The sequence below is a fragment of the Pseudomonas lurida genome (assembly GCF_002563895.1).
In the GTDB taxonomy this organism is placed as follows: Bacteria; Pseudomonadota; Gammaproteobacteria; order Pseudomonadales; family Pseudomonadaceae; genus Aquipseudomonas; species Aquipseudomonas lurida.
The window spans coordinates 1,894,843-1,921,702 of the sequence record NZ_PDJB01000001.1; the positions used below are offsets into that span (position 1 = coordinate 1,894,843).

26 protein-coding genes are annotated in these 26,860 nt (G+C 57.5%); 12 read left to right on the forward strand and 14 right to left on the reverse strand.

The features are described from left to right. Positions 1–26 precede the first annotated feature (26 nt). The 9 genes from ATH90_RS08670 to ATH90_RS08710 form a co-directional block, all read right to left on the reverse strand. A complete protein-coding gene (locus tag ATH90_RS08670; protein WP_273027564.1) occupies positions 27–512 on the reverse strand; it encodes a DapH/DapD/GlmU-related protein in 486 nt (161 codons plus the stop codon). A 226-nt stretch (positions 513–738) separates the two neighbouring features. After that, positions 739–1,707: a glycosyltransferase family 2 protein gene (locus ATH90_RS08675; protein ID WP_098466083.1), complete on the reverse strand. Its 969-nt coding sequence runs from the start codon at positions 1,705–1,707 to the stop codon at positions 739–741. Next, complete coding sequence (locus ATH90_RS08680; protein WP_098466084.1) at positions 1,704–3,014, reverse strand: hypothetical protein; 1,311 nt, start codon at positions 3,012–3,014, stop codon at positions 1,704–1,706. The genes ATH90_RS08675 and ATH90_RS08680 overlap by 4 nt, the downstream gene beginning before the upstream one ends. Further along, positions 3,011–3,943 (reverse strand): NAD-dependent epimerase/dehydratase family protein, encoded by a 933-nt coding sequence (locus ATH90_RS08685; RefSeq protein ID WP_098466085.1) that lies wholly within the window; start codon positions 3,941–3,943, stop codon positions 3,011–3,013. The genes ATH90_RS08680 and ATH90_RS08685 overlap by 4 nt, the downstream gene beginning before the upstream one ends. Beyond that, positions 3,943–5,658 carry a thiamine pyrophosphate-binding protein gene (locus ATH90_RS08690; protein ID WP_098466086.1) on the reverse strand — a complete coding sequence of 572 codons (1,716 nt, stop codon included), beginning with the start codon at positions 5,656–5,658 and terminating at the stop codon, positions 3,943–3,945. The genes ATH90_RS08685 and ATH90_RS08690 overlap by 1 nt, the downstream gene beginning before the upstream one ends. 3 nt (positions 5,659–5,661) lie before the next feature. Next, entirely contained in the window at positions 5,662–6,975 is a 1,314-nt protein-coding gene (gene rfbH / locus ATH90_RS08695) for a lipopolysaccharide biosynthesis protein RfbH (RefSeq protein WP_098466087.1), read from the reverse strand. A 24-nt stretch (positions 6,976–6,999) separates the two neighbouring features. Continuing rightward, positions 7,000–8,085: a CDP-glucose 4,6-dehydratase gene (gene rfbG / locus ATH90_RS08700; RefSeq protein WP_098466088.1), complete on the reverse strand. Its 1,086-nt coding sequence runs from the start codon at positions 8,083–8,085 to the stop codon at positions 7,000–7,002. Between the two features lie 2 nt (positions 8,086–8,087). Next, entirely contained in the window at positions 8,088–8,861 is a 774-nt protein-coding gene (rfbF, locus tag ATH90_RS08705) for a glucose-1-phosphate cytidylyltransferase (RefSeq protein WP_098466089.1), read from the reverse strand. A 12-nt stretch (positions 8,862–8,873) separates the two neighbouring features. Then, positions 8,874–9,863, reverse strand: a complete 990-nt coding sequence (locus ATH90_RS08710) for an FAD-binding oxidoreductase (protein ID WP_098466090.1) — start codon at positions 9,861–9,863, stop codon at positions 8,874–8,876. A gap of 666 nt (positions 9,864–10,529) precedes the next feature. Here ATH90_RS08710 and ATH90_RS08715 point away from each other — a divergent pair. Next, positions 10,530–10,862 carry a ComEA family DNA-binding protein gene (locus ATH90_RS08715; protein WP_098466091.1) on the forward strand — a complete coding sequence of 111 codons (333 nt, stop codon included), beginning with the start codon at positions 10,530–10,532 and terminating at the stop codon, positions 10,860–10,862. A 19-nt stretch (positions 10,863–10,881) separates the two neighbouring features. Here the strand turns inward: ATH90_RS08715 and ATH90_RS08720 are convergent, their stop codons facing one another. After that, positions 10,882–11,460 carry a TetR/AcrR family transcriptional regulator gene (locus ATH90_RS08720; RefSeq protein ID WP_098466092.1) on the reverse strand — a complete coding sequence of 193 codons (579 nt, stop codon included), beginning with the start codon at positions 11,458–11,460 and terminating at the stop codon, positions 10,882–10,884. A gap of 131 nt (positions 11,461–11,591) precedes the next feature. On the opposite strand from ATH90_RS08720, the gene ATH90_RS08725 reads away from it, so the two are divergent. Continuing rightward, positions 11,592–12,236: a GntR family transcriptional regulator gene (locus ATH90_RS08725; RefSeq protein WP_098467658.1), complete on the forward strand. Its 645-nt coding sequence runs from the start codon at positions 11,592–11,594 to the stop codon at positions 12,234–12,236. A gap of 15 nt (positions 12,237–12,251) precedes the next feature. Next, positions 12,252–13,100 (forward strand): urea carboxylase-associated family protein, encoded by an 849-nt coding sequence (locus tag ATH90_RS08730; RefSeq protein WP_069022469.1) that lies wholly within the window; start codon positions 12,252–12,254, stop codon positions 13,098–13,100. Positions 13,101–13,109: 9 nt separating this feature from the next. Here the strand turns inward: ATH90_RS08730 and ATH90_RS08735 are convergent, their stop codons facing one another. Next, positions 13,110–13,277, reverse strand: coding sequence for a DUF2897 family protein (locus ATH90_RS08735; protein WP_012722955.1), 168 nt, complete (start codon positions 13,275–13,277; stop codon positions 13,110–13,112). 111 nt (positions 13,278–13,388) lie between these two features. Next, entirely contained in the window at positions 13,389–14,753 is a 1,365-nt protein-coding gene (gene eat / locus ATH90_RS08740; protein ID WP_034102691.1) for an ethanolamine permease, read from the reverse strand. Positions 14,754–15,164: 411 nt separating this feature from the next. Between eat and kdpF the strand changes: the two genes are divergently transcribed. The 6 genes from kdpF (at position 15,165) to ATH90_RS08770 (ending at position 23,150) form a co-directional block, all read left to right on the forward strand. Beyond that, positions 15,165–15,254 (forward strand): K(+)-transporting ATPase subunit F, encoded by a 90-nt coding sequence (gene kdpF / locus ATH90_RS08745; RefSeq protein WP_003218754.1) that lies wholly within the window; start codon positions 15,165–15,167, stop codon positions 15,252–15,254. A 9-nt stretch (positions 15,255–15,263) separates the two neighbouring features. Continuing rightward, the gene (kdpA, locus tag ATH90_RS08750; protein WP_034102692.1) at positions 15,264–16,958 is read left to right on the forward strand and encodes a potassium-transporting ATPase subunit KdpA; all 1,695 of its coding nucleotides are present in this window, start codon (positions 15,264–15,266) and stop codon (positions 16,956–16,958) included. Positions 16,959–16,969: 11 nt separating this feature from the next. Further along, a complete protein-coding gene (gene kdpB, locus ATH90_RS08755) occupies positions 16,970–19,027 on the forward strand; it encodes a potassium-transporting ATPase subunit KdpB (protein WP_420884279.1) in 2,058 nt (685 codons plus the stop codon). Positions 19,028–19,101: 74 nt separating this feature from the next. Continuing rightward, the gene (kdpC, locus tag ATH90_RS08760) at positions 19,102–19,647 is read left to right on the forward strand and encodes a potassium-transporting ATPase subunit KdpC (protein WP_034102696.1); all 546 of its coding nucleotides are present in this window, start codon (positions 19,102–19,104) and stop codon (positions 19,645–19,647) included. A gap of 124 nt (positions 19,648–19,771) precedes the next feature. After that, on the forward strand, positions 19,772–22,423 hold the full coding sequence (locus ATH90_RS08765; RefSeq protein ID WP_098466094.1) for a sensor histidine kinase: 2,652 nt from the start codon (positions 19,772–19,774) through the stop codon (positions 22,421–22,423). 37 nt (positions 22,424–22,460) lie between these two features. Continuing rightward, positions 22,461–23,150 carry a response regulator gene (locus ATH90_RS08770; RefSeq protein WP_034102700.1) on the forward strand — a complete coding sequence of 230 codons (690 nt, stop codon included), beginning with the start codon at positions 22,461–22,463 and terminating at the stop codon, positions 23,148–23,150. Between the two features lie 114 nt (positions 23,151–23,264). Here ATH90_RS08770 and ATH90_RS08775 read toward each other — a convergent pair whose 3' ends face one another. Continuing rightward, positions 23,265–24,302 carry a patatin-like phospholipase family protein gene (locus ATH90_RS08775; protein ID WP_069022479.1) on the reverse strand — a complete coding sequence of 346 codons (1,038 nt, stop codon included), beginning with the start codon at positions 24,300–24,302 and terminating at the stop codon, positions 23,265–23,267. Positions 24,303–24,519: 217 nt separating this feature from the next. Between ATH90_RS08775 and ATH90_RS08780 the strand changes: the two genes are divergently transcribed. The 3 genes from ATH90_RS08780 to ATH90_RS08790 all read left to right on the forward strand — a co-directional run bounded on the left by ATH90_RS08780 (position 24,520) and on the right by ATH90_RS08790 (position 26,493). Then, positions 24,520–24,798: a hypothetical protein gene (locus ATH90_RS08780; RefSeq protein WP_024074187.1), complete on the forward strand. Its 279-nt coding sequence runs from the start codon at positions 24,520–24,522 to the stop codon at positions 24,796–24,798. A gap of 44 nt (positions 24,799–24,842) precedes the next feature. Beyond that, entirely contained in the window at positions 24,843–25,604 is a 762-nt protein-coding gene (locus ATH90_RS08785) for a CHAD domain-containing protein (protein ID WP_034102705.1), read from the forward strand. Positions 25,605–25,695: 91 nt separating this feature from the next. Continuing rightward, positions 25,696–26,493: an acyl-CoA thioesterase gene (locus ATH90_RS08790; RefSeq protein WP_034102706.1), complete on the forward strand. Its 798-nt coding sequence runs from the start codon at positions 25,696–25,698 to the stop codon at positions 26,491–26,493. Positions 26,494–26,495: 2 nt separating this feature from the next. Here the strand turns inward: ATH90_RS08790 and ATH90_RS08795 are convergent, their stop codons facing one another. Continuing rightward, entirely contained in the window at positions 26,496–26,858 is a 363-nt protein-coding gene (locus ATH90_RS08795) for an Mpo1-like protein (RefSeq protein ID WP_034102708.1), read from the reverse strand. Between the last annotated feature and the right edge of the window lie 2 nt (positions 26,859–26,860).

Sequence of the window (26,860 nt, forward strand, 5' to 3'; positions counted from 1 at the left end):
GTGGGGTCGCCCGTATCCGATCACGTTCATATACTTAACCATTTACTCTCTTTATCACTCCATACTTTCACGACCCTGGCAGGGCACCCCGCGGCGATAACGTTACTGGGTATATCTTTGGTCACAATACTATTGGCGCCGATAATCGAGCCGCTGCCAATAGAGGTGTTAGGGAGTACTACGACATTGTCCCCAATCCACACGTTATCGCCAATGGTGACTGGCCCGCTGCTAGACAGCTTTCGTTCGAAAGGTTTTTCGTAGGGGCTAGATTGATTTTCCCCTGAGTAGGCCCCGTGAGAGTGGTCTGTAATGTGAATCTTACTACCCATTAAGACATTGCTGCCGATCGTTATCTTGTTGCAGCACGCGATATGCAGATGATCGCTGGCAGAAAAATTCTCGCCAATCTCGATTCGGGGCTGATAGACAAATGTTATGTACTGAGGGATAGCGTGTAGCCAGAGCCCCTCACCTACGCTGAAATTATCGCCTAGAGCGATGTGTTCCAAGCCAAAAACCTTAGGCGCTCGCCCCAAGCGGGCACGCCGCCCGGGGGTAGGAAGGGTTCTGAGGTGAATGATTGCTCTCCATATCAGAAGGAACCGCCCGATCACCATGGGGATTACAAAGATATTGTGTTGCTTGAGCTTCTTGATTAAATAGGACACCGCATTTTACTCGATTTGGACGGCGTTGGCAGGTAAAGATCCATTACAACACAGATTAATGGTTTGTCTAAGGTAAGGCGCGTGTACGTTTGAGGTACAGATTAGTCACGCGATTGAGCAGCGATTTTGGAAGGACTGATATCATCATCACGACCCAGCTGGGATAGCTGACGGACAACGTAAGAGTCTTTCGATATTCATTGTAGATGCCAAAGTTCAATAGGCCTCTGGCTCTCAGGGATATCATTCCTTTGATCGTGAATGCTCCTGATACTTCGCCAAAGCTTTTACAGGCCTGCATTTTGCTCTCTAATGAGTAGCTAACGGGCAATGAAAATATAAAATTAACCCAGCAGTTAACGCCAATTTTAAATATCTTATCTGTATGAGCCCAGCTTTTTTTTGTAAGGTTCGGTTTTTCAAGGGGAGTAATAGATACGTGGGGTAGCCACTGAATATTGAACTGCCGATTTGAAATGAACTCGAAGATGATACCGGTTTGGATGAAGTTTGAATCATGATACCGCCTGAAATTGGCTTCACTTATCAATGCTTTGCTGTAGATTAGGCAGCTCATACAACTCATGAGTCCTGCAAGATCCTGTAGTAGTGTATTGGCGTCTTGATAAATACATTCTTGGATGCGAACTTTTTCTACCAGATTTACTAAAAGTGCATCATAAGCTTTGCCTGTTTTTAAAAGGCTTATTATATCTTCTAAACCGTCCGCATGGATCTGAGATGTGTCACCCAATAGCCATGTATATTCTGTGTCCGAAAGATTTAATACATTTTCGAAATTCAGATCAGCCCCGAGGTTTTCTTGGTTGCATGAATAGTGAAGCAGCGGATATTCGGCCTTCCATTTTTTTACAATGTTATAGGTATCGTCTGTCGATGCATTGTCAGAAATAAAAACCTGAATGTTGTGTTTCTTTAGTATTGGTATGTGGACAGCCAGTGAGCTATCAAGGAAGTCCGCACGGTTGTAAGTTGGTAGTGCAATAGACAGCAGGGGGTTGGGCTGCAGACTCATCGTGAGCACCTTTTGAAAGATCTAAAAATCCAATATACCCATGGTAAGATCAAGAGATAAGCACTTATGAATCCTGAGAAAAGGTATTCGAATGGAAGATATTTTGCTATCAATAAGGTTGCTGTTGCGACATATAGTCCATTGACTACTGATACCATGACCAACGGTTCCTTTTTATATGCCCTCATATAAACTGCCATTGCGTTGATTATTAGCTGCATTAGCCATCCTGTGCTAACCATCAACAGCGAAAGAGGCGGTAGTATGCGATTCTCTATCAAGGGCTGACCACTCATCAACCAAAGGCCTGTAAAGAGCGTTACCATACCTAGAATATAAGTAGATATTGAAAGCAGAACAGCTTTCTTGAAAGTTAGGTCGAGTTCCAGTGTGTTGCCCTGGGCAGCATAAATGTTGAATTTAGGTGTTACTATCGTTATCCATATATTAGCAATGCTGAACATTGCCATGCAAATAGCCATCGAGAAGCCGACTTGCCCAGCTTTCACTGCGCCGTGATAATTGAACGAAAGTGGAGTGAATATAGAAAGCACAAAATAGCCACTTATCCAACTCAAGGCGAAGCGCCACAGAAGCGGCATGATCTCTTTGAACCAAGGATGACTGTTGATCTTAGCCAGTTCATATAGTTGGCCCAACATGGCTTTGTAACGATTGAGGATTATTGAAGTGCCGGCGAGTGCGCCAGCTAGCAACGAAAGAGCCAAGGCATAAAGGTCTGCACCAAATATCAGCATGAGCACGGTTGCCGCAACGCTGATCACGCTAATATGAAGTCGAATTTTCTGGATGTCGCCAACGCTGTCGCAGCCTTCGATAAATGACAGTGCAATACTATTAATGAAAGCGATAACTGAAGCTACACCATATATTAACCACGGAAGTTGCCACTGTATTAAGGATGTCTTGCCGTCAAGTATGAAATAACCCGCTAATAGTACTAACGGGAAAACAACCACGGCCATGGCGCATGCCCAGCGTATGGCGAAAGAAAATAAAGTGGCCAATCGCTTAATGTTTTCAGCGGGGCCCGAAAGTACTTTTTTGTTGTTGAATTCTAGGTGTGCAAATTCGTGCGAGGCGAATATCAGCAGAGCTGCAGAAAAACCCATGTCTGCAAATATGGCGAGCGCCGCCATGCTGATAAATGTATACCAGTATCCTTGTGCTTCAGGTGATAGGTAAAGGGGGACTAGAATAAGTAGGGCAGGGCCGGAGAATAAGCGCCAAAGTTGGTTTGCTGCTGTATTGCGAAAGTCATGAGTAAATATTTTTTTAAAGTTCATCTGAAGAGTTGGAGTTTTTCGATTTCATGAGTCAGCCCTTCAATAGAGTTGAAGTTAGGTGTGTACCCTAGTTTTGATGCAGTTTTGTTCTCGGAGTAATAGTGTAGTTTTGCGCCAGTGGCATTAATTTGCTGAGATGCGTCGTTGATGACAAATCTCAGGCCAAAACGGCTACGTAGGTGATTGAGTATTGATAGCTTGTCGGTTGATCCTTTCGTGTAGCAATCGAGGGCGAGGTTCACGCTGTCCCTGGCTGTCAATGTTTTTACGATTAGATTGTAAAAATCCGCTGGAGTTATGTAGTCGCGAAATATGTTGGTGGATGAAGTAGCGAGTTCGTTATTCTCCATGAGGGCGCGAACTGCATCAGTAATAAAGTATCGCGCATTTAAGTTTTGCGTGTGGCTGAAGTAATTGAATACCCGTATATCAATAATGCTGTGGTCTTGATACGCTCGATGCCTCGTCTCGGCATAAAATTTTGCTATAGCGTACCAATCAGTCGTTTTCAAGTTGTTAATGTCAAACATGGCAAGGCTTTTAGCGTTTACGGGTGTTTCAAAGCTGCCACCGTAAGCTGCGCCGCTGCTTAGGAATATATAGCGGCATTTTCGGTTTAATTTAAGATAGTCGAGTGCGAGTTTATCGTACTCGAGGGTGATATCGAATATGGTAGCGCCCATTTTCGAGGCCATTGCGGGGTCGCCGACACCTACAAAGTTTATGATTGCATCGAATTTAGTAGTGGTATTGAAATCTGTGTAGTCGAACATTTTGACGTTTCGATGCACGGCTGGTGTAAGCATTGATGTATCAAATTTTTTTTTGTCCCTCAAAAATAGACTGAGTTTGAATGTCCGATCTAATAAAAAAGAGCGTATAAGATCCTGGGCAATTTGGCTGTTTGCACCGAATATTGCTATATGCATCAGCGAGGTGTCCGTAATTTTTCAGGCATTTGCTGATCTATTGGTCGGCCAAATTCGAGCCGAGGACGGCATTCTCGAGCGTCGGGCATCATCAACTCAATCAATGTAGGTCGGGGTGACTCAAGAAATAGTCTTACTTGCGCCGAAAATGCATCATGGGTGCAGGCGACCATGGAGTTGATTCCATAGGCTTCACCAATTGCTTTAAACTGTGAAGTGTAGCCGTTCCAGTAGGTCGAAGAGTTTCTCCCTTCGAAGTACATTTCTTGGAAACCGCGTACCATCCCCAGAGAGTGGTTATTGAGCACAATGACCAATATTGGAAGTTGATCACGCGCAATGATATCCAGCTCTTGAATATTAAGCTGGGCGCCACCATCACCTGTAATAACTATCACAGGTTTGTCGCCCGCGTTGCAGACGCCAATAGCCGCGGGGATCGCGAATCCCATGCTTCCCAGGCCGCCAGAGTGGTGCATGGACTGGCCGTGGTTCAAGCGCAGCGTATGCGCGGCCCACATCTGGTTGTTGCCCACATCGGCAACGAAGTCGAGAGTGTGACCTTTGGTCAAGGACCCTAGGGTTGAGCATATGGCGAAAGGGCTCACAGACCAATCGGTGTACTCGTCGACAAAGTATTGCTCGAACTCGGCACGCAAATCCGCCGTCCAAGCAGGCCAAGCCGAGTTTTTTTGCACATTGGATAGCGCGAAGCGCGCAAAGAAAGTATTCAGTTCAATTACGTATGATGCGTGTGCCTTCACACGGTTGTTCAGTTGCCCTTCCATCAAGTCGATCTGAAAAATCTTGGCCTTGCGCGCGAATTCATCGGGTTTTGCGCCGGTTTGCCGAATGTCTAGGCGGCTACCCAGTACCAACAAGAAATCGCAATTTTGCACAGCATGGTTGGCGGCACGTGTTCCATACGCACCAAGCATGCCCAGATAATTTGCGCTCGCCAGAGTCTTTTCTGCTCCTTTCAAGCTGGCTACGTAGGGGATACCCGATGCCTCTAATTGATCGAGCCATTGCGGGAAGTTACGTGTGTTGACGGCTCCTCCGCCCAGTAGAATCAGCGGATTCTGAGCACATTCCAGTGCGTGCTTGATCGTTTCTAGGTCTGATACATCCAGTGACGCATCGACACACTCCGGCCGAGGTACCAGATGCGCCTCTACAATGGAGTCATCAATGTCGGTTCGCTGTATATCCATTGGGATATCCAACAAGACCGGGCCAGGGCGTCCCTCCCTGGCGATGTCGATAGCTTTCTGCAGGCATGGAAGCAACTCGTCGACATGCCTGACCTGATAGGCGTACTTAGTAATGCTGCTGACTAGTGCGACGCTATCGAGTTCTTGGAACCCCTGTTGGCGGATGTTCCTCTCGCCTTTGAGCTCGTACGTATTGACCTGGCCCGTCAGAAAGAGGCACGGATGGCTATCGAGCCAGCAATCAGCTATACCGGTTATCAGGTTGGTTGCGCCGGGGCCGCTAGTGCCCAAGGCGATGCCAAGTACTTCGTGGCGTGTCGCTCGGGATACAGCAGATGCAGCGAACGCCGCTCCTTGCTCATGGTGAACCGAGACCAGCTTAGTTCGGCCCAACTGATTGATGCTGTCAACTAAATGCGTGATCATCCCGCCGATAAGCTCGTAACCATACAGAACCTTGTTCTGTGCAAGAACCAACGCTACGGCATCTGATGCTTTCATTGTTTAGAAACCAATCCCAAAAAATTCTTCCAGCTTCTCCCCGACGAACTCGAAATGTTCCTGACCCAGCGATGGCTGTACGCCTAGCCAGAATGTCTGGTTCATAGTGCGGTCGGTATTTGTCAGTTCGCCAACCACTCGGTATTCCAAATTCTGGAAGTAGGGCTGGCGGGTTAGGTTGCCTGCAAATAGAAGGCGTGTCCCGATTTTGTGCTGATCAAGGTACTTGAGCAAATCGACACGGTTAACGCCGCTGCTTTCCTTGAGTGTCACTGGGAACCCGAACCATGATGGATCGCTGTTGGGTGTGGGCTCAGCGATTTCTAGGAATTCGGACAGACTGGACAAGCGCTCCTTCAGCAGCCCGAAGTTACGCTTGCGCGTATCGATGAAGTCCTGAGCGCGTTCAAGCTGAGCCAACCCACAAGCAGCCTGCATGTCGGTAATTTTCAGGTTGTAGCCCAAGTGTGCATATACGTATTTGTGATCGTAGCCTTGAGGTAGGCTGCCATATTGTTGACCAAAGCGGTCGCCACAAGTGTTGTCACAACCGGGTGCACAGTAGCAGTCGCGGCCCCAGTCGCGGAACGACTCGGCAATCACTTTGAGCATCGGGTTATTCGTGAACACAGCACCGCCTTCACCCATGGTGATGTGGTGTGCGGGGTAGAAGCTGAGTGTGGCGATGTCGCCGAATGTGCCAACCAGCTTGCCGTCATAGGTTGCACCCAAGGCGTCACAGCAATCTTCCACTAGCCAGAGGTTGTACTTTTCGCACAGCGCTTTGACCTTGCCCAGGTTGAACGGGTTGCCCAGGGTATGAGCCAGCATGATTGCCTTGGTTTTCGGCGTGATGGCGGCTTCGATCAGGTCGGCATTGATATTATGAGTGGCCATGTCTACGTCAACGAATACCGGGATCGCACCGAATTGAACGATCGGGTTAACCGTGGTCGGAAAGCCTGCTGCCACACCAATAACTTCATCGCCTTTTTTGATCGCCCGCTCACCGAGTTTGGGTGAGGTCAGAGTGCTGAATGCAACCAAGTTGGCCGAAGAGCCGGAGTTGACCGACAGTAGGAATTTGACACCGATGAACTCAGCCAGCTTTTTCTCAAACTCGGCATTGAAGCGGCCAGTGGTCAGCCAGCCATCTAGAGAGGCCTCGACCATCAATTGCAATTCTCGCGCACCGATCACTTTGCCGGACGGCGGGATGACGGTTTCGCCAGCCACGAACGGCTTGCTCGCCAATGCAACATTGGCATATTGCTCGACGAGCTTGCTGATTTCCTGGCGGAGCATATCGGGTGTCATGAAAAATCCTGCTAAAAAATAGAGTTAGTTGCTGCTGGCATGCATGGCGAGCATGTAGGCGTTGATTTCTTCCAGGCAATGGGCCTGCATGTCGTTGCCACTTAGCCACGCGCGATGCCAGGTAACAATTCGGGCGAGTGTGGTTTCAAGGTTCCAACTGGGGACCCAGTGTAAGTGGGCACGCGCCTTGGAAATATCCAGCTTGAGGTAATTGGCCTCATGCGGCTGCGGATCCTGGTCCAGTTCCCAACGGGCACCTTCACCCCAGGCCTGCACCATGTGGTTTAGGATCCACTCCACCGGGCGTGCGTCTTCATCTTTGGGGCCGAAGTTCCAGCCCTGGGCAAAGCGATGTCCATGAGTCCAGAGATGTTCGGCCAGCACAAGGTATCCACTTAGAGGCTCCAGCACGTGCTGCCATGGCCGGGTGGACCTTGGGTTACGTATTGTGACGGGCTCACTCTTCTCGAAGGCACTGAGAATATCAGGTATTAGCCGGTCTTCCGCCCAATCGCCGCCTCCAATTACATTGCCGGCCCTGCCCGAGGCCAATACGGCGCCTTGCGGATTGTTGAAGAACGACTTGCGGTAGGCACTTGTTATCAACTCCACGCAGCCTTTGCTGTTGCTGTATGGGTCATGGCCGCCCATGGGTTCGTCTTCACGATAGCCCCATTCCCACTCGCGGTTTTCATAGCATTTGTCTGTGGTGACGTTAACAATAGCCCGCAGGTTGGGGCACTGCCGTGCCGCCTCGAGCACGTGCAGAGTACCCATCACGTTGGTGGCGTAGGTCTCAACCGGCTCGCGGTAAGACAAACGCACCAACGGTTGTGCCGCCATATGAATCAGCACGTCGGGGTTGAAGCGCGTCATGCTGTGGGTGATAGCCGCCAGATCGCGAATGTCGCCTTGCTCCGACTCCATCCCTTCGGCCACTTTGGCCTCCACGAACAAGGCGGGGTGCGTCGGCGGGGCCAGGGCAAAGCCCTTCACTTGCGCGCCCAAGCTGGTCAGCCATAGAGATAGCCAACTGCCCTTGAACCCAGTATGACCGGTTACGAAGACTCTTTTGCCTTGCCAAAAAGCAGGAGAAACTGTCGACTTCATATTCAGTCCCAGGATTTCCAGGGAGCTTTGCCGGAATGCCAAAGATCCTCCAGATAATGTTTATCACGCAGTGTGTCCATGGGCTGCCAGAACCCCGCGTGTTCGTAGGCCATGAGTTGGCCTTCAGCGGCCAGCGTCATCAGCGGCTCCTGTTCCCAGGTAGTGCTGTCGTCCTTTAGGTGCTTGAGCACTGTGGGGCTCAAAACAAAGAAGCCGCCGTTGATCAATGCGCCATCGCCCTTGGGTTTCTCCTTAAAGTTCAGCACTTGACCTTTCTGGATATCCAGCGCGCCAAAACGCCCAGGCGGGAATGTCGCAGTTAGCGTTGCAGCTTTGCCATGCGCTTTGTGGAAGGCCAGGGTAGCGCTTATATCAAGATCACTGACACCATCACCATAAGTGAAACAAAAGGCTTCTTCGTCTTTGACATAGTCGGCGACACGACGCAAGCGACCCCCAGTCATAGACTCGTCACCGGTATCGACCAAAGTGATGTTCCAGTTTTCAGCGCGTTGGTCGTGCACCTTCATGGTGTTGTCGCGCATGTTGAATGTGACGTCGGACATATGCAGGAAGTAGTTGGCAAAGTACTCCTTGATCACATATCCCTTGTAGCCACAGCAGATAATGAAATCATTGATGCCATGTGCGGAGTACATCTTCAGGATATGCCAGAGAATGGGTTTACCTCCGATCTCGACCATGGGTTTTGGTCGTACGCTGGTTTCTTCGCTTAGCCGCGTTCCCAGGCCACCGGCCAAAATAACTGCTTTCATGCTGTCTCCGGGTCAATTCGAGCTTACAAAGGCATCGGAATGAAAAAATTTGGGGGGCAGGCCGGCCTGAATAAGCGCCTCACGTGCTGTTCGAATCATGGCCTCAGAGCCACAGGCATAGACTGAGGTGTCCGCCAAGTCGAGACCTTCTGCTAGCACTGCTTCTTGGACGTAGCCTGTGGCGCCCGTCCATTGCTCCTCTGCGCGAGACAGTACCGGTCTGTAATTTACGCGGAGTACAGGGAAGTCAGGGCGCCAGTATAGGTCCGGTTCCTTACGCCCGCCCCAATAGACGTATATATCCTTGTTGTCGAAGGACCCAGGTTCGGCCTCTAAGGCTTCCAGCATGGCCTTTACTGGCGCGATACCGGTGCCGGTAGCCAAGAACACAAGATTCTGAGTATTCGCGCTGCGTAGACAGAAGGTACCGAGTGGTCCCTCCAGCCTGAGGAGGTCGTTTGCCTGAGCTTCACCGAACCAATACTGGCTCATGACACCGTTAGGTACCTTACGGATATGCAGCTCCAGCTTGGCATCCTCGCGTTGTGCATTAGCAATGGAATAGCTGCGACGGACACCATCCTTGCCGATGACGTCAATGTACTGTCCAGCGAGGTAAACAAGTGCACTTTTAGGCGGTGTTCGGAATACGACTCGCACCACGTCGTCGGCCAAACGCTCGATGGAGTCGATGCGGCAAGGCATGGTTTTGATCTGGATATCGGCCAGTAACCCTAGATCCTCTATATCCAACTCGACATCACTGAGTGCAGCGCGGCAACAGGTAAGAATGGTACCCGACGCACGCTCCTCTTCAGTTAGGGCCAGCTCCGGTTGAACCACTTCAGTCTCACCGCTGAGAACGTTCGCCTTGCAAACACCGCATCGCCCCGTGCGGCAGCTGTACTCAAGTACCGTTGCCTGTGATTTTGCACAATCAAGCAGGCTCTTGCCGCTTTCGGCATCGAAAGTTTTATGGTTGGACAAAATGATAGTAGGCACGGGTCAGGCACCAACCTTGGCATTGGTAGCACAGTGATTGAATACATCCGACAGAATGTAAGGTGTTGTACACACCTGCTCCGAATTTTTGATTCCCATGTACGTTTACATCTCCTCTCGTCTGCCGCTGGAGCATCGCTGGGCATCCAGTGCGCAGACTACATGCCTTACGGCAGGTATTTATTTAATAATTTCAGGTAGCCATAAAGTGATGAACCTGAGAGCCAAGCCAACAAAATTCTGACAATTTGAGACTGCCGCAGCGTTGTACTGCAGCATATTTCGCCCTTCGCTTACATTTGCTCCACTGAGAAAAAGGCTAAGCGGGCGACCTGGCAACACAGTGTCCCTTCCCCTGTGTCGCGATCGATCTACAGTCCTGCGTCACTGTTTTGCGCATAGGCCAAGCCCTACAACCCTCGCTCTTCACCGTTTACGGTGCGGGTTGATGCCTGCCTGTCTAATAATTGGCAGCAATTCTACCCGTTTGGAACCTTAACTGGAAATCAGGGATGGTTGGTGCTGTTGGCCCTCCTCAGTACGTCTTTTCCGAAGAAGTCATACTCTGTAACCCACCCGGTTTTGACACCCTTCCAGCATGACCTAAGTTAGAAAAGCAGCTTCGGAAAAGCTGCTTTTCTCTTACCAACGTCATGGAGCGTCAAAATGCAAAACACCTACCTCACCTCCCTAATCTTCGCTTTCCTCACCACTCTCTCCGTCACCACCACCGCAGCCCCGTCCATCAAGGCTGAAGCAGCCACTCCTATCACCGCCCAGATGCCCATGGCTGAGCAGTCTGCGAAGGTCAATTTGAACGCTGCCGACGCCGAAACCCTGCGTCGCGATTTGTTCGGCATTGGTGCTGCCAAAGCCAGGGCGATCATTGCCTACCGCGAAAGCAATGGCCCGTTCACGGCGGTGGATGAGTTGTTGGAAGTGAAGGGGATTGGCAAGGCTTTGCTAGAGAAGAACCGCGACAGGCTTGTAATCAACTAAGCCGATAAGGGGAGGCCGGTCACTGACCGGCTTTTTCAGTTTCTGAAACCTGGGTTTTCACACTGGCCCGCACCACGTCCATGATTCGTCGCGCCAGTGCCTTGTCTTTAACGCCTCGCGCCAGCACCAAAGCACCTACCAGCGTTGACATCATCACCAGGCCTTGTGCATCGGTCTTTCTATCGCCCAGGGCGGTTTCAATCTGCTGGATCCGAGCGTCGAGCACCGCATCTGTCGTCGCACTTTGCTGGCCTCTCAGCCCTAGCTCCGAAGACATGGTCGGCAATGGGCAGCCTTCAGCCGGCGAGTTCAGGTGCCACTCCGACAGGTAGCTATCAATAAACCCTTCCAGTGGCCGTTCCTGGCTGAAGAGCATTTCGCAATGAGCATCCAACTCGGCAGCTGCGGCCTGCAGCGCCTTTTCCACCAGCTCGCCCTTGGATTTGAAATGCGCGTAGAACCCGCCGTGCGTCAGGTCCAGTGCCCTCATCAGCGGCTGCAAGCCGGTGGCGCCGATTCCGTCGCGGCGAAAGCGTACGGAGGCTTCCTTGATGATGCGTTGGTGGGTCTGGGCTTTATGGTCGGATGAATAACGCATAGGGCGGCCTCGGTGACAGGCGTCAAGGTTAACCCACTCGAAGCGTTTCACACACATGGCCTAGGCGGTGGAATTGGCATGAAAAGTGATTACCTGTCTGTAGAGGATTGTTCAACAATCGTGAGGTAACCATGACGCTCAGCTTGTCTTTAGCCGACCAGATTGCGCTGGAGCTTCGTGCCGACATTATCGGCGGGCGGCTGTTGCCGGGCATGCCGTTGGTCGAAGTGGAGCTGGTAAAAGCCTACAACGCTTCGCGCAACACGATCCGCGAAGCGCTGCACCGGCTGGGCCAGGAAGGGCTGACCCGTTATGTGCGCAACAAGGGCGTTATGGTCCGTCGGCTGGCACGAGAGGAAGTGCGTGATTTGTTTGTGGTCCGTCGCACCCTGGAGTTGCAGGCCATCGCCCAAAGCGGTCCTCTGGCTGAGGATCAATCCGCGCGTATGCAAAACGCCATTGACGCCACCACCCTGGCCCGTGAGCGCGAAGACTGGCGTGCGGTCGCGACTCACAGCCTGGTGTTTCACCAACAAATCGTCAGCTTGATGCGCAGTCCCTTGTTCGATGAGTTTTTTGCCCAGGTGATCGCCCAGCTACGCCTGGTGTTTTGCGCTGCGCCCGACGAGCAACGCTTCCAGTCGCCCTGGTTGGAGCGTGATCGCGAGATTTACACGTTATTGGTCCAGCAGGATAAACCGGCTGCAGGGGAGGCGATGAGCCTGTACCTGGATGATTCGGAACGCCTGTCGTTAGCCTTGTTCAACCATCCCTGATTGAGGATCTGCACCATGTACAAAGACTATCCGGCCGCTTACCAGGTCAGCAAAGGTTCGGCGTTGCAGGTGGATACGGCGTTCTACGAGCGTATCCGTGATCGGGCTGACCAGCGCACGCTCGTTGAAAGCTTCGAGGTACCGATTCGCACGGGCAGGGCGTGGAAGGTGCCGGCCGGGCATGTGTTCCGGGTCACCACGCCGGTGGGGCCACAGGTGGGTGACTTCAATGTGTGGAACGCCAATGACCCTCGCGAGCGTTTGTGGGCGGCGCGTACGCGCCAGTTGCAAGGCGCGCATGTCAGCACCCATGACCGCTTATGGTCGAACCTGCCCTTTCTGCGGCCGTTGGTGACGATCACCGACGACAGCCTGGCCGGTTACGGTATCGATGAGCACGGCGGTCGCTTGCACGATTTACTCGGTACCCGTTGCGATCCCTATGTGAACCGCATGCTCACCGGTGAAGACTTCCATCACCATTGCCACTCGAACCTGACGCGCGCGGTGTTACCCCACGGCCTGACGGAATTCGACGTGCATGACGTGCTGAATATTTTCCAGTGCACGGGCCTCAATCACGACGATATGTACTTCATGAAAGCCTGCCCGGCACAAAAGGGCGACTACTTGGAGTTTTTTGCCGAAATTGATGTGTTGTGCGCGCTGTCGACGTGCCCGGGCGGGGATCTGTCGTTGCCGATGTGGGGGCCGGATGCACAGGATCCGCTGACGGTGTGCCGCCCGCTGGGGGTTGAGATCTATAAGCTGGAGGATGAGCTGCTGAAGGGCTGGAGCCAGCCTGAGCGTGCTGCCTACAAGGGGCAGCACGGTTTGCATATTGCCAAGGCGGCTTGGGAGTAACCCCAAGGTTCAGCGATCCTGCGCGTCCTTGGCATCCGCCTGGGCGTTGCGCTCGGCCACGCGCTTGCGTTGTTCGTCGGTGAGTTCCACTTTGTTGGCGCTGTCACGCAGCATCATCAGTCCACCGACGATCGACCCGATGGCGACTACTAATATCAACCATGCATACCACGGCATAAGGCTCTCCTTGAGGCAGATTGCCGTGGGAGAGTTTTCCCACGGTAATAACTGCTTTGAGTAACGGGCTTTCTTACTAGTTCAGTGTAGGCCCGTTCTGCCTCCAGTAGGTCAGAGCCCGGTCAACATCGCATCCGCCGGGGCATCGGCGCGGTCTTGCGCGGTCATCTGGAAGTAGGCGAACCCCACCACCATGAAGCCCAGGAAGATCAGCCCGATCAGCGCGTTGAACCAGGCCATGGCCACCAGGCACACCACCGCCAGCACCAGCGCAATGCCCGGGACGATCGGGTAACCCGGTGCGCGGAAGGTGCGTTCCAGCAGCGGTTCGGTCTTACGCAGTTTGAACAGGCTGAGCATGCTCATGATGTACATCACGATGGCGCCGAATACGGCCATGGTGATCATCGCGGCGGTCAACGTCATGCCGCCCAGGTTGATCAGGCCGTCGCTGTAGATCGCTGCGATACCGACCACGCCGCCGGCAATGATTGCTCGGTGAGGTGTCTGAAAACGCGACAGCTTGGCGAGGAAAGACGGCAGGTAGCCGGCGCGTGCCAGGGCGAAGAACTGGCGCGAGTAGCCGAGGATGATGCCGTGGAAGCTTGCCACCAGGCCGAACAGGCCGATCCACACCAGCATGTGCAACCAGCCGGAGCTGTCGCCTACGACGGTTTTCATGGCTTGGGGCAATGGGTCGTTGATGTTCGACAGGGTGCGCCAGTCGCCCACGCCGCCGGCAAAGAACATCACGCCCATGGCCAGGACCACCAGTGTCAGGATGCCGCTGATGTAGGCTTTTGGAATGGTGCGCTTCGGATCCTTGGCTTCTTCGGCAGCCATGGCCGCGCCTTCGATGGCGAGGAAGAACCAGATGGCGAAAGGGATCGCGGCAAACATGCCGGCAATCGCTGGCGCGCCAAATGTATCGGAACCGGCCCAGCCGTTCAGGGCGAAGTTGCTGAAGCTGAAGGCGGGCGCCACCACGCCCATGAACACCAGCAATTCAGCGACGGCAAGCACACACACCACCAGTTCGAAGGTGGCGGCGAGTTTCACGCCGAGGATATTCAGGCCCATGAACACGATGTAGGCGCCGACGGCGGCGTGCTTCGGGTCCAGTGCCGGGAACTGCACATTCAGGTAGGCGCCGATGGCCAAGGCGATGGCGGGCGGCGCGAAGACGAATTCGATCAATGTCGCGAGCCCGGCGATCAAGCCGCCTTTTTCACCAAAGGCGCGACGGCTGTAGGCAAACGGCCCGCCGGCGTGAGGAATTGCAGTCGTCAGCTCGGTGAAGCTGAAGATGAAGCAGGTGTACATCGCGGCGACCATCAATGAGGTCACCAGGAAGCCGAGGGTTCCGGCGACACCCCAGCCATAGCTCCAGCCAAAGTACTCCCCGGATATCACCAGCCCGACCGCAATGCCCCATAAGTGCAGGGTGCCCAAGGTGGGTTTGAGTTGTGTGTTCATTGTGTTGCTCTCCCTGAACCGTTTGGAATGATTCAAGGTGTTGCAGCGGCCATGCCAGCCTGGGAATCATTGTCGTAAAGCCGCGCAACTGTCGCCAGGGGAACGGTTTGGCGTTTGAATTTTGCCGGTGTCGCACCAGATAAGTGCGGTAGTGCTTGAGCTGCCGCCATCGCGGGCAAGCCCGCTCCCACGGGGGGGCGCGCACTTTGTGATCAAGCGCAGTCGAGTGTGGGAGCGGGCTTGCCCGCGAAGAGGCCCGCGCAGGCGCCGAAAATCCCCTGTAAACCCCGCATAAACCCACTCTTTACGCCGTCTTTACGCCCTGCCCACAGCCTCGCTCTCGTTCCTTTACACCACTCCTGCCGACAATTGCCCCACACGCGGCACTCGCCGCTAAACGGAGAGACTTCCATGAGCGTTCTGGACGGGGTGTCACTGCTATTGGCCGTGGCGCTGTTCATTTATCTGCTGGTTGCGCTGTTACGCGCGGATCGGAACTAGGAGCGGGCTATGCACAGTTATGACTATTGGCTGATCATTGCCTTCTTTGCCGTGGTGCTGGTGCCGGCACCGTTCCTGGGGCGGTTCTACTACAAGGTGATGGAAGGGCAGCGCACTTGGCTCACGCCGGTACTCGGCCCTGTCGAACGCGCCTGTTATCGCCTGTCGGGCGTTGACGAGCATCAGGAACAAAGCTGGCAGAAGTACATGCTGGCGTTGCTTGCGTTCAACCTCGCGGGCTTTTTGCTGTTGTTCGCGATCCTGTTGTTCCAGGACTACCTCCCACTGAACCCGCAGAAATTGCCGGGCCAGGAATGGACCCTGGCCTTCAACACCGCGGTCAGTTTCATGACCAACACCAACTGGCAGGCCTACAGCGGTGAGGCGTCCCTGAGCTACCTCAGCCAGATGGCCGGCCTGACCGTGCAGAACTTCGTCAGCGCGGCGACCGGTCTGGCCGTTCTGGTTGCGCTTTGCCGCGGGATCGGTCGCAAGTCCACCCAGACACTGGGTAACTTCTGGGTCGATATGACCCGCGCCACCCTCTACGGCCTGCTGCCGTTGTGCCTGGTGCTGGCGTTGTTCCTGGTGTGGCAGGGCGTGCCGCAAACCTTCGCCCACTACGTGGATGCCGTGACGATGCAGGGCGTGGATCAAGTGATCCCCCTGGGTCCGGCGGCCAGCCAGATTGCGATCAAGCAGTTGGGCACCAACGGCGGCGGCTTCTTCGGTGTCAACTCGGCGCACCCGTTTGAAGACCCGACTGCCTGGGCCAACCTGTTCGAGTTGGCGTCGATCATCCTGATCCCGGTGGCGCTGGTCTTCACCTTCGGCCATTACGTGAAGGACCTGCGTCAGAGCCGCGCGATTCTTGGCTGCATGCTGGCGTTGTTCATCATCGGCGGCGCGACCTCGCTGTGGGCCGAATACCAGCCTAACCCAACCCTCAACAACCCGGCCGTGGAGCAAACCGCACCACTGGAAGGTAAAGAGGCACGCTTCGGCACCACCGGCACGGTGCTGTGGTCGGTGACGACGACGGCGGCGTCCAACGGGTCGGTCAACGGCATGCAGGACAGCCTCAACCCTCTCAGCGGCATGGTCGCGCTGGTCAACATGATGGTCGGCGAAGTGATCTTCGGCGGCGTCGGCGCCGGCATGTACGGCATGTTGCTCAACGTGCTGATCGCGGTGTTCCTCGCCGGCCTGATGATCGGCCGCACCCCGGAATACCTGGGCAAGAAGCTGCAGGCCAAGGAAGTGCAATTGCTGGTGGTGACCCTCTTGGTGATGCCGGTGGGCGTGCTGGTGCTCGGCGCCATTGCCGCTAGCCTGCCTGGCCCGGCCGGCGCCATCAGTAACCCTGGCCCGCACGGTTTCAGCCAGTTGCTCTATGCCTACACCTCGGCCAGCGCCAACAACGGCTCGGCGTTCGGTGGCTTCGGCGCCAACACGCCGTTCCACAACCTGATGCTGGGCCTTGGCATGTTGATCGGCCGCTTCGGCTACATCCTCCCGGTACTGGCCCTGGCCGGCAGCCTGGCGATGAAGAAGACCGCACCGATTGGCCAGAACAGCTTCCCGACCCATGGCCCGCTGTTCGTGACCCTGTTGACCGTGACCATTTTGCTGGTGGGCGGCCTGACCTTCCTGCCGACGCTGGCACTGGGCCCTATTGCTGAACACTTGAGCATGGGCTTCTGAGGGATATGAAAATGAATATGCCTGCAAAAAACGCAGCTCCGGCCAAAACCCAGCAGCCTGCCAAAACCGCCATCTCCGCCCTGTGGCGTCCGGCGCTGGTCCAGGCTTTCGTCAAGCTGGACCCTCGCCAACTGCAACGCTCGCCGGTGATGCTGGTGGTCGAGTTGACCGCCATCCTCACCACCGTGCTGTGCTTCGTGCCCGACACCACTGTGCCGACCTATGTCGCCGTGCAGATCGCGGTGTGGCTGTGGTTCACCGTGCTCTTCGCCAACTTCGCCGAAGCCTTGGCCGAAGGGCGTGGCAAGGCGCGTGCCGACAGCCTCAAGGCCGGTAGCGAAGGCCTGAGCGCACGCCGCAAGGAGGCGGATGGCAGCTTCAAGGTCGTGCCGGCCACCAGCCTGCGCAAAGGCGATGTGGTGCGCGTTGCCGCCGGGGAAATGATCCCCGGTGACGGCGAAGTCATTGAAGGCATCGCGGCGGTTAACGAAGCCGCGATCACCGGTGAATCCGCACCCGTCATCCGCGAGTCCGGCGGCGACCGTTCGGCCGTCACCGGTAACACTCGCCTGGTGTCGGACTGGCTGCTGATCCGCATCACCGCCAACCCCGGTGAGTCGACACTCGACCGCATGATCGCCCTGGTGGAAGGCGCCAAGCGCCAGAAAACCCCCAACGAAGTCGCGCTGGATATCCTGCTGATCGGCCTGACCCTGATCTTCCTGCTGGTGGTGGTGACCCTGCAACCGTTCGCCCACTTCGCCAGTGGCAGCTTGCCGCTGGTGTTCCTGGTCGCACTGTTGGTGACCCTGATTCCTACCACCATCGGCGGCTTGTTGTCGGCTATCGGTATCGCCGGCATGGACCGCCTGGTGCGCCTCAATGTGATCGCCAAGTCCGGCCGTGCCGTGGAAGCGGCGGGGGACGTGCATGTGTTGCTGCTGGACAAGACCGGCACCATCACCTTCGGTAACCGTCGGTGCGCGGCAGTGGTCGCAGCGCCTGGCGTCAGCGGCAAGGAAGTCGCCGAAGGGGCGTTGTTTGCCTCGCTGGCGGATGACACGGCGGAAGGTAAATCCATCGTCGAATACCTGCGCGCCTTGCACCCTCAAGCCGAGCCGACCGCAGACGAGTTGACGGCCGTGCCATTCAGCGCTGAAACGCGTCTGTCCGGTGTCGACTACCAGGGCCGCGTATTTCGCAAAGGCGCAGTGGATTCGTTGCTGGCCTTCGTCGGTCAACAACGTCGCGATCTTGCAGCGCCTCTGTCGCGGGAAATCGACAAGATCGCCCAAAGCGGTGGCACCCCGTTGCTGGTGTGTGCCGATGGCAAGTTGCTTGGTGCGATCCACCTGAAGGACGTGGTCAAGCCGGGCATCCGCGAGCGTTTTGCCGAGCTGCGTAAGCTGGGCATCCGCACCGTGATGGTCACCGGCGACAACCCGCTGACCGCTGCCGCGATTGCTGCCGAAGCGGGCGTGGACGACGTACTGGCCGAAGCCACCCCGGAGAAGAAACTCGCCCGCATTCGTCATGAGCAGAACGACGGACGTCTGGTGGCGATGTGCGGCGACGGTGCCAACGACGCCCCGGCGCTGGCCCAGGCGGACGTCGGCATGGCCATGAATGACGGCACCCAGGCCGCTCGCGAAGCCGCCAACATGGTCGACCTCGACAGCGACCCGACCAAGTTGCTGGACGTGGTGCAGATCGGCAAGGAGTTGCTGGTGACCCGTGGCGCGCTGACCACCTTCTCCATCGCCAACGACGTGGCCAAGTACTTCGCGATCCTGCCGGCACTGTTCGCCTCGATCTACCCGCAACTGGGCGTGCTCAACGTGATGCACTTGCAGAGCCCGCAGAGCGCGATCCTCTCGGCCATCGTGTTCAACGCGCTGATCATCGTGGTGCTGATTCCCCTGGCGCTGCGCGGTGTGCGCGTGCAGGCGGCGAGTGCGGCGGCATTGCTGCGACGCAACCTGCTGATCTACGGGCTGGGCGGGATCCTGGTGCCGTTCGTGGGCATCAAGGCGATCGACATGCTGTTGACGGCGTTGCACCTGGTGTAAAGACCTCCACCTTGTGTGGCGGGGGGGCGCGCTCCCTCGCCACAGGGGTTTCTTGACTGATTGAGGATGTGAAGATGACTAACATGATCCGCCCGGCCCTGAGCCTGCTGGTCCTCATGACCCTGATCACCGGCGTCGCTTACCCGCTGGTGGTGACCGGCGTCGCCCAAGTGGCTTTCCCGGACCAGGCCAATGGCAGCCTGGTGCGTGACGACAGCGGCAAAGTGCGCGGCTCCAGCCTGATCGCCCAGGACTTTACCGGCGACAGCTGGTTCCACCCGCGCCCATCGGCCGGCGCGTTTGCCACGGTTTCCAGCAGCGCCAGTAACCTGGGCCCAAGCAACCCGGCACTGGCGACGCGTATCTTCGATGACGCCAACAAGCAACTGGTGCCTAGCCAAGGGCCGGTGCCTTTGGCGTCGCTGACTACCTCTGGCAGCGGTCTTGATCCACACTTGCCTCCAGAGGCAATTGCCTATCAACTGGCGCGAGTGGCCACGGCGCGGAATGTGCCGGTGGCAACCTTGCAACGGTTGCTGGATGAACACATCGAGAGCCCGTTGGTGGGCCCGCCTGTCGTGAATGTGCTGGCCTTGAACATGGCCTTGGAAAAATTGTAAGCAGTGAAAGCGCTTCGCGGGCAAGCCCGCTCCCACAGGGGAATGCATCCCAGATGTGGGAGCGGGCTTGCCCGCGATGACGGCCTGAAGTACACCCGATAAACACCTGAAGGAACCCCCGCGCATGAGCGACTCCGGCCGCGCCGACGCCCTGTTAGCCGATCTGCCCCGGGACGGCCGTGGCCGGCTCAAAGTTTTCCTCGGCGCCGCGCCCGGCGTGGGCAAGACCTACGCCATGCTCCAGGCTGCGCATACCCAGTTGCGCCAGGGCGTACGGCTGATCGCCGGCGTGGTCGAAACCCACGGCCGCGCCGAGACCGAAGCCTTGCTCAGCGGCCTGCCGCAACAGCCCCTGCTGCGCAGCGAATACCGCGGCGTGATGCTCGAAGAGATGGACCTTGACGGCCTGCTCTCCGCCAAGCCCAAGCTGGTGTTGGTGGACGAACTGGCCCATAGCAACGCCCCCGGCAGCCGCCATGAAAAGCGCTGGCAAGACATCCAGGAACTGCTCGCCGCTGGCATCAACGTGTTTACCACGGTCAACGTCCAGCACCTGGAGAGCCTCAACGACCAGGTGCGCGGCATCACCGGGGTGCAAGTGCGTGAAACGCTGCCGGACTGGGTGCTGCAGGAGGCCGACGAACTGCTGCTGATCGACCTGCCCTCCCGCGAGTTGCTGGAGCGCCTGCGCGACGGCAAGGTCTACGTGCCGGAGCAGGCGCGCGCGGCCATCGATGCGTTTTTTACCCAGACCAACCTCATGGCCCTGCGCGAGTTGGCGATGCAAACCGCCGCCGCCCATGTCGATGACGATTTGGCCCAGGGGTATCGCCAACTGGGCCAGGCTGCCCCCGCCGTGCGTGGGCGCTTGCTGGTGGGGGTGGACGGTGATGCGCAGGCCGAGCGCCTGGTGCGCCATGCCAGCCGGGTAGCCCAGCGCCGGCATTTGCCCTGGAGCCTGGTGCATGTCGATAACGGCCGAGCGCGGGATGAACAGTCGCGGCTACGCCTGCAGAATGCCCAGCAACTGGCGGAGCGCCTGGGCGGTGAGGTCGTATTGCTGCGGGCGGGGGAGGTGGCGAAGACGCTGATCCAGCATGCCGCCGAACGCCGTGCCAGCCTGTTGCTGGTGGGGCAGTCGCGAATGCGCTGGCGGCGTCGCTTATTTGGAGGCGGCCTGGCCGCACGCTTGCTGCGAAACGCGCGGGGTCTGGAAATCAACGTCCTCGACAGCGACGACATCCCCGCACCGCCACGCTTGCCGGATGTGCGCGGGCTGGTGTGGTTCGACTATGCACTTGCGGTCCTGGCAACGGTGGTTGCGGCGGCAGTGGCGTGGGCGGTGTCCAGCGTCTTGCCGCTGCCGAACATCTCGCTGGTATTCCTGGCTGCGGTATTGCTGGTGGCGGTGCGCAGCAGCCTGGGGCCGTCGCTGGTGTGTGCGGCGTTGTCGTTCATGACCTACGACTTCCTGTTCATTCCGCCGAATTTTTCCTTTGCCATCCAGCGCGAAGAAGACGTGCTGACCCTGTTGTTCTTCCTGTTGATGGCGGCGCTGACCGGCAACCTGGCCGCGCGTCAACGCCGCCAGTTGCAGGCATTGCGCGATACTCAGGAAGAAACCAGTGAACTGCTCGACCTGTCCCGCAAACTCACCGCCGCCACCGACCGCCAGGCGGTGATCAGCGCTGCGGCGCATCACCTGCAAGGCTGGAGCGACCTGGACTTGTGCCTGGTCAATCGCGATGGCCAGGGCGGTTGGGCGATCGAGACGGGCGGCCCGCTGACCCTCACCGAAGCCGAGCGCGCCGCCGCCGATTGGGCCTGGCAGCATGACCAGCCGGCGGGTATGGGCACCGGCACGTTGCCGTTCGGGCGCTGGTGGTGGTGGCCGTTGTCGGGCGAAGAGGGGCCCTTGGGGTTGCTGGGGGTGAGTCCCAAACCCGGCCTGGAGCTGAGTGGCCAACGCCGCCGTTTGCTCACCGCCTTGAGCCAGCCGCTGGCCCAGGCATTGGCGAGGGCGCAACTGGCTCAAGAGCTGGAGTCCGCTCGGCTGCACGGCGAAACCGAGCAACTGCGCAGTGCGTTGCTGGCTTCAGTGTCCCACGATTTGCGCACGCCGCTGACCTCCATGCGCGGCAGCATCGACAGCCTGCTGGCGCTCGGTGAGGCGATCCCGCTGGAGGATCGCCGTGAGTTGCTCGAAGGCACCCGCGATGAGGCCGAGCGTCTCGACCGCTATATCCAGAATCTGCTGGACATGACGCGCCTCGGTCACGGCGCCTTGAAACTGGCACGGGACTGGGTGTCGCCGGGCGACATCGTCGGCAGCGCCCTGGGCCGCCTGCGTGCGGTGCTGGCGCCGTTGCAGGTGAATACCGATGTGCCGCCGGAGCTGCCGTTGTTGTACGTGCACGCCGCGTTGATCGAACAAGCGCTGGTCAATGTGCTGGAAAACGCCGCGCGGTTTTCGCCGCCACAAGGCCGCCTGCAACTGAGTGCCGGAGTCTTGGATGACCAGCTGTTTTTCGCCGTGGCAGATGAGGGCCCCGGCATTCCCGAAGACGAGCGCGCAAAGATCTTCGACATGTTCTACACCGCCGCCCGTGGCGATCGGGGCGGGCAGGGCACGGGCCTCGGGTTGGCTATCTGCCAGGGCATGGTGGGCGCCCATGGTGGGCATATCAGCGTGGCCGACGGTATCGACGGGCGTGGCACTTGCATCACCTTGTTCCTCCCTTTACCCACACAGCCTGGCCTGGAGCGCGAGGCATGAGCTACCCTGTTTTCTTCACGGATTTTGATTGGATACCATGAGCCAGACCGCGACGATTTTGGTCATTGACGACGAACCGCAGATCCGCAAATTCCTGCGCATCAGCCTGGCCTCCCAGGGCTATAAAGTGATAGAGGCCGGCACCGGCAACGAAGGCCTGGCCCAGGCCGCGCTGAGCAAGCCGGACTTGCTGGTGCTCGACCTTGGCCTGCCGGACATGGACGGTCAGCAGGTGCTGCGCGAGTTCCGCGAATGGTCGACGGTGCCGGTGCTGGTGCTGTCGGTGCGGGCCAGCGAGGTACAGAAAGTCGAAGCCCTCGACAATGGCGCCAATGACTATGTGACCAAGCCCTTTGGTATCCAGGAGTTTCTCGCCCGGGTGCGCGCGTTGCTGCGCCAGGCGCCGGCGGGTGAGTCCCAGGAAGCGGCCCTGCGCTTTGGCCCCTTGACCGTGGACCTGGCCTATCGCCGGGTGCTGCTGGACGGTGCTGAAGTGGCGCTGACCCGCAAGGAGTACGCGGTGTTGGCGCAACTGGCGCGGCATCCGGGGCGGGTGATCACTCAGCAACAACTGCTCAAGGATATCTGGGGCCCGACCCATACCGAGGACAGCCATTACCTGCGTATTGTGGTGGGGCACCTGCGTCAGAAGCTGGCGGATGACCCGACCCAGCCACGGTTTATCGTGACTGAGGCAGGGGTGGGGTATCGGTTGTTAGGCGGGTAGATCGTTGGTGCTTGCTCTGGCGTCATCGAAGGCAAGCCAGCTCCCACAGGGGAATGCATTCCAAATGTGGGAGCTGGCTTGCCTGCGAAGAGGCCATCCGCAACACCCTATGTCTCAGCGCTGCTCACTCTCGTAGCGATCCAACGTATCACTGGCAATCTCCCGCCCCAGGGCGATCAACTCCGGCGCCTTGTAGAACTCGAAAAACCGGCACACCCGCTTCGGCACGTTGATCAGCACATCCGGTGGGTAGCCGGCAATCTTGTACTGCGCCAGCGATGTCTGCATCACCTCGAAGCTCTGGTTGATCAGGTCAAGCAATGATGCCGGGCCAACGTTATCGATGATGAACGACCCGGTCGCCGACTTCGGCGCTCCGGGTTTTTCCGGTGCGGCGGCGGGTTGTTGCGATTCGGGCTCGGCGGACTCCAGCCACGGGTTGATCTCCGCCGCCTGCGCCTCCAAGGCCTCCTGCTCCAGCTTCATCAATTGTTCGGCCTGCTTGCGACGAAACGGCAGGTGCGATCCAAGGGATTTCGCCAGGTTGTTGAAGCGACTCTTGAACGCTGGCGGGCGCTGGATCACCGGCAGTTGATAGTGCTTCTGGTTGGTGGCGTTGAGGTTGACCGCAATGATCAGGTCACAATGGCTCGACACCACCGGCACGATGGGCAGCGGGTTGAGCAGGCCGCCGTCCACCAGCATGCGATTGCCTTGCATCACCGGGGTGAACAGGCTGGGAATCGCCGCCGACGCACGCATGGCCTGGTGCAGGCAGCCTTCCTGGAACCAGATTTCCTGCTGGTTGGTCAGGTCGGTGGCGACGGCCGTGTAGGGAATGCGCAGTTCTTCGATATTGATCTCGCCGACGATCTTGCGGATCTGCCCGAACACCTTTTCGCCACGAATGGCCCCCAAGCGAAAACTCACGTCGACCAGTCGCAGCACGTCGAGGTAGTCGAGGCTTTCAATCCAGTTACGGTATTCATCCAGTTTGCCGGCGGCATAGATCCCGCCGACCACGGCCCCCATGGAGCATCCCGCGATACAGGCGATATCGTAGCCGCGCCGTTCGATTTCCTCGATCACCCCGATATGGGCGTAACCCCGGGCCCCGCCGGAGCCCAGCACCAAGGCAACACGCTTTTTCATGGTCCATGTCCTCCCCAAGGCAGGTACCCACAATGCACCTATTGAGGGGCTGGCTTCAATCTTCGTGGGCGGCTGAAATTTTTTTCCAGGATAGCCGTGCTGCTCGGGTATGCTCTGGTGATTAGGTACTATCGATTTCAGGCTAAGGACAGGCACTTTTCCATGTAGGCAACGTCTACAGCGTACGACTGTTTTTCTTTATTTTGAGGTGTCATCGATGAAAGCCTGGATGTGTGTGCCTGTGATCATGTTGGCCCTGGCCGGTTGTGCCGGGAAAACCGCATACCGCGACAGCTGCGGCACCCAATTGGACGCCGCCTGGAAAGAACTGGACCTGGCCAAGGCCGAAGGTTTTGCCGGCACCGTGAGCTACTCCAAGGCCTTGTCACTGTTGACGGGCGCCAAGACCCAGCAACAATTCGAAGCGTTTGAAGGCTGCTCCAACAAGGCCGAGAAAGCGCGGTTCTACATTCGTGAATCTCGCGCCGGGCGTTGACCTGTAGCGGCGACTAGGACTCTTCATCAGAAAGTGAGGGCAGGATGTCAGCGTTGGTCAATCAGTTAGTCGCTCAGGTCATTGGCCTGGAAGTAGGGTTACTGAGCTGCCAGGCTCGCCTCGCCGCCGTCACCGACGATGAAGCCCTGCATGACCTGCGCACCACCGTGCGCCGGCTGCGCAGCCTGTTGCGCCCCTTGCGTGGGTTGCCTGGGGTCGAGCAGCTTGAAATGGCCGCCAGTACCGTCGGCCAATTGACCACGCCGCTACGCGACCGTGAGGTGCTGGCGGCGTACTTGCACCAGCACGGCCATCACGAGGCCGCTGACCGTCGACTGCGCCTGCAGCCCGACGCCTATCGTCACGTGGCGCAAAGCCCGGAACTCGCGCATTTGCTGTTGATCCTCGACGCCTTCCCGCGTTTTATCCGCGCTTCTGAGCACCAGAAACTGCTCAAGGGCCTGCGCCCACGCATCGAAAAACGTCTGGCCAAGCAATGGCAGAAACTCGATGAAGCCTTGAAAGACCCCGACCATGATCGCCATCGCTTGCGGTTGTTGATCAAGCGCGTGCGCTACGCGGCCGAGGCCTATCCCGAATTGGACACGTTGCCTGCCAAGGCCATGTCGCACCTGAAAAAAGCCCAGGCCGCGCTGGGGGATTGGCACGACTGCTGGCAATGGCTGGTCCAGGCCGAACACCAGGCAGACCTGCAACCGTGTGTCGCGGTGTGGCACCGCACCATGGCCAAGGCGGAAGGTCAGGCGGATCGCGTGCTGGATAAACTCAGCGCCGCATGTTTCTGAACCGGTCCGGCTTTTGGCCGGAATAGGCGCTGTACCTGACCGGCTCGATGGTTAAGATCCCCCCATCTGTTTCTTTCGATGTGAGACTGCCATGCGCTTTAGTGATTTGCTCGACGCCGCCCGCAGCAACCCGTTGGATGTCACCATTCCCGCCGACTGGGCCCAGGGCCGCGCGACCTTCGGTGGCCTGGTGGCTGCATTGCAATACGAAGCCCTGCGTGCACAGGTTCCGGCCGATCGGTCTCTACGATCATTGGCAATCACCTTCGTTGGCCCGGTAGCGCCGGACGTTCCTGCCAGTTATCAAGTCGAAGTACTGCGCGAAGGCAAGGCGGTCAGCCAATTGCTTGGTCGTGTGGTGCAGAACGGTGAAGTGGCGACACTGGTACAAGCCAGTTTCGGCGCGGCCCGCGAATCGGAAATCGCGGTGGAGAGCGAAGCGCCGCCGGTGTTCAAGCATTGGGAGGAGTGCCAGGAGCTGCCCTATATCAAGGGCGTCACCCCTGAGTTCATGCGTCACCTGGCGATGCGCTGGAGTGTGGGTGGTTTGCCGTTCACCGGTCATAAATCCCGCGAGATGGGCGGCTGGGTCCGGTTGCGCGGCGATGTGAAAGAAGAGCCACTGACCGAGGCGCATATCCTCGCCCTGGTCGATGCCTGGCCCCCGGCATTACTGCCCCACCTCAAAAAACCGGCACCGGGCAGCACTCTGACCTGGACCATCGAGTTCATCCAGCCTCTGCAAGACCTCACGACCCTGGACTGGTGCCAGTACCACGTCACGATCGAACACGCCCGTGATGGCTACGGCCACGCCGCCGCCGCCCTCTGGAGCCCGACCGGCGAACTGATCGCCATCAGCCGCCAGACCGTGGTGGTTTTCGCCTGAACTCAGTGCCTGTGGCGCTGCCGCCAGGCACGCCACCAGCCACCGCTCAACACAAAGCGCGGAAAGGTCACGAACTGTTCGACCACCAGGCGTTGTACCGCGTCTTTACGATCACTGAACGGCTCACTGGCCTGGGCTTCCAGGCGATGGCCATGACGTTGCAACGCCAGGCCGGCCAGGACACCGATGACACCCACGGCAAAACTCGCCAGGCTCAGGCTGAACACCCCGGATACAATCAACAGAAACCCGATGATGAACAGCGGCACGGCAATCAGGTGCAACGCCAGGTTGGTCGGGTGCTGATGGTTCTGCGGGTAGTTACGCCATTGCCAGGCGGGGAGATTGGGATGACGTTTGCCCATGA

What these genes read in the sequence shown, in the direction of transcription:
- ATH90_RS08675 (WP_098466083.1), bottom strand. Translation starts at nt 1,707, where the DNA reads ATGAGTCTGCAGCCCAACCCCCTGCTGTCTATTGCACTACCAACTTAC.
- ATH90_RS08680 (WP_098466084.1), bottom strand. Translation starts at nt 3,014, where the DNA reads ATGAACTTTAAAAAAATATTTACTCATGACTTTCGCAATACAGCAGCA.
- ATH90_RS08685 (WP_098466085.1), bottom strand. Translation starts at nt 3,943, where the DNA reads ATGCATATAGCAATATTCGGTGCAAACAGCCAAATTGCCCAGGATCTT.
- ATH90_RS08690 (WP_098466086.1), bottom strand. Translation starts at nt 5,658, where the DNA reads ATGAAAGCATCAGATGCCGTAGCGTTGGTTCTTGCACAGAACAAGGTT.
- rfbH (WP_098466087.1), bottom strand. Translation starts at nt 6,975, where the DNA reads ATGACACCCGATATGCTCCGCCAGGAAATCAGCAAGCTCGTCGAGCAA.
- rfbG (WP_098466088.1), bottom strand. Translation starts at nt 8,085, where the DNA reads ATGAAGTCGACAGTTTCTCCTGCTTTTTGGCAAGGCAAAAGAGTCTTC.
- rfbF (WP_098466089.1), bottom strand. Translation starts at nt 8,861, where the DNA reads ATGAAAGCAGTTATTTTGGCCGGTGGCCTGGGAACGCGGCTAAGCGAA.
- ATH90_RS08715 (WP_098466091.1), top strand. Translation starts at nt 10,530, where the DNA reads ATGCAAAACACCTACCTCACCTCCCTAATCTTCGCTTTCCTCACCACT.
- ATH90_RS08720 (WP_098466092.1), bottom strand. Translation starts at nt 11,460, where the DNA reads ATGCGTTATTCATCCGACCATAAAGCCCAGACCCACCAACGCATCATC.
- ATH90_RS08725 (WP_098467658.1), top strand. Translation starts at nt 11,592, where the DNA reads ATGACGCTCAGCTTGTCTTTAGCCGACCAGATTGCGCTGGAGCTTCGT.
- ATH90_RS08730 (WP_069022469.1), top strand. Translation starts at nt 12,252, where the DNA reads ATGTACAAAGACTATCCGGCCGCTTACCAGGTCAGCAAAGGTTCGGCG.
- ATH90_RS08735 (WP_012722955.1), bottom strand. Translation starts at nt 13,277, where the DNA reads ATGCCGTGGTATGCATGGTTGATATTAGTAGTCGCCATCGGGTCGATC.
- eat (WP_034102691.1), bottom strand. Translation starts at nt 14,753, where the DNA reads ATGAACACACAACTCAAACCCACCTTGGGCACCCTGCACTTATGGGGC.
- kdpF (WP_003218754.1), top strand. Translation starts at nt 15,165, where the DNA reads ATGAGCGTTCTGGACGGGGTGTCACTGCTATTGGCCGTGGCGCTGTTC.
- kdpA (WP_034102692.1), top strand. Translation starts at nt 15,264, where the DNA reads ATGCACAGTTATGACTATTGGCTGATCATTGCCTTCTTTGCCGTGGTG.
- kdpB (WP_420884279.1), top strand. Translation starts at nt 16,970, where the DNA reads ATGAATATGCCTGCAAAAAACGCAGCTCCGGCCAAAACCCAGCAGCCT.
- kdpC (WP_034102696.1), top strand. Translation starts at nt 19,102, where the DNA reads ATGACTAACATGATCCGCCCGGCCCTGAGCCTGCTGGTCCTCATGACC.
- ATH90_RS08765 (WP_098466094.1), top strand. Translation starts at nt 19,772, where the DNA reads ATGAGCGACTCCGGCCGCGCCGACGCCCTGTTAGCCGATCTGCCCCGG.
- ATH90_RS08770 (WP_034102700.1), top strand. Translation starts at nt 22,461, where the DNA reads ATGAGCCAGACCGCGACGATTTTGGTCATTGACGACGAACCGCAGATC.
- ATH90_RS08775 (WP_069022479.1), bottom strand. Translation starts at nt 24,302, where the DNA reads ATGAAAAAGCGTGTTGCCTTGGTGCTGGGCTCCGGCGGGGCCCGGGGT.
- ATH90_RS08780 (WP_024074187.1), top strand. Translation starts at nt 24,520, where the DNA reads ATGAAAGCCTGGATGTGTGTGCCTGTGATCATGTTGGCCCTGGCCGGT.
- ATH90_RS08785 (WP_034102705.1), top strand. Translation starts at nt 24,843, where the DNA reads ATGTCAGCGTTGGTCAATCAGTTAGTCGCTCAGGTCATTGGCCTGGAA.
- ATH90_RS08790 (WP_034102706.1), top strand. Translation starts at nt 25,696, where the DNA reads ATGCGCTTTAGTGATTTGCTCGACGCCGCCCGCAGCAACCCGTTGGAT.
- ATH90_RS08795 (WP_034102708.1), bottom strand. Translation starts at nt 26,858, where the DNA reads ATGGGCAAACGTCATCCCAATCTCCCCGCCTGGCAATGGCGTAACTAC.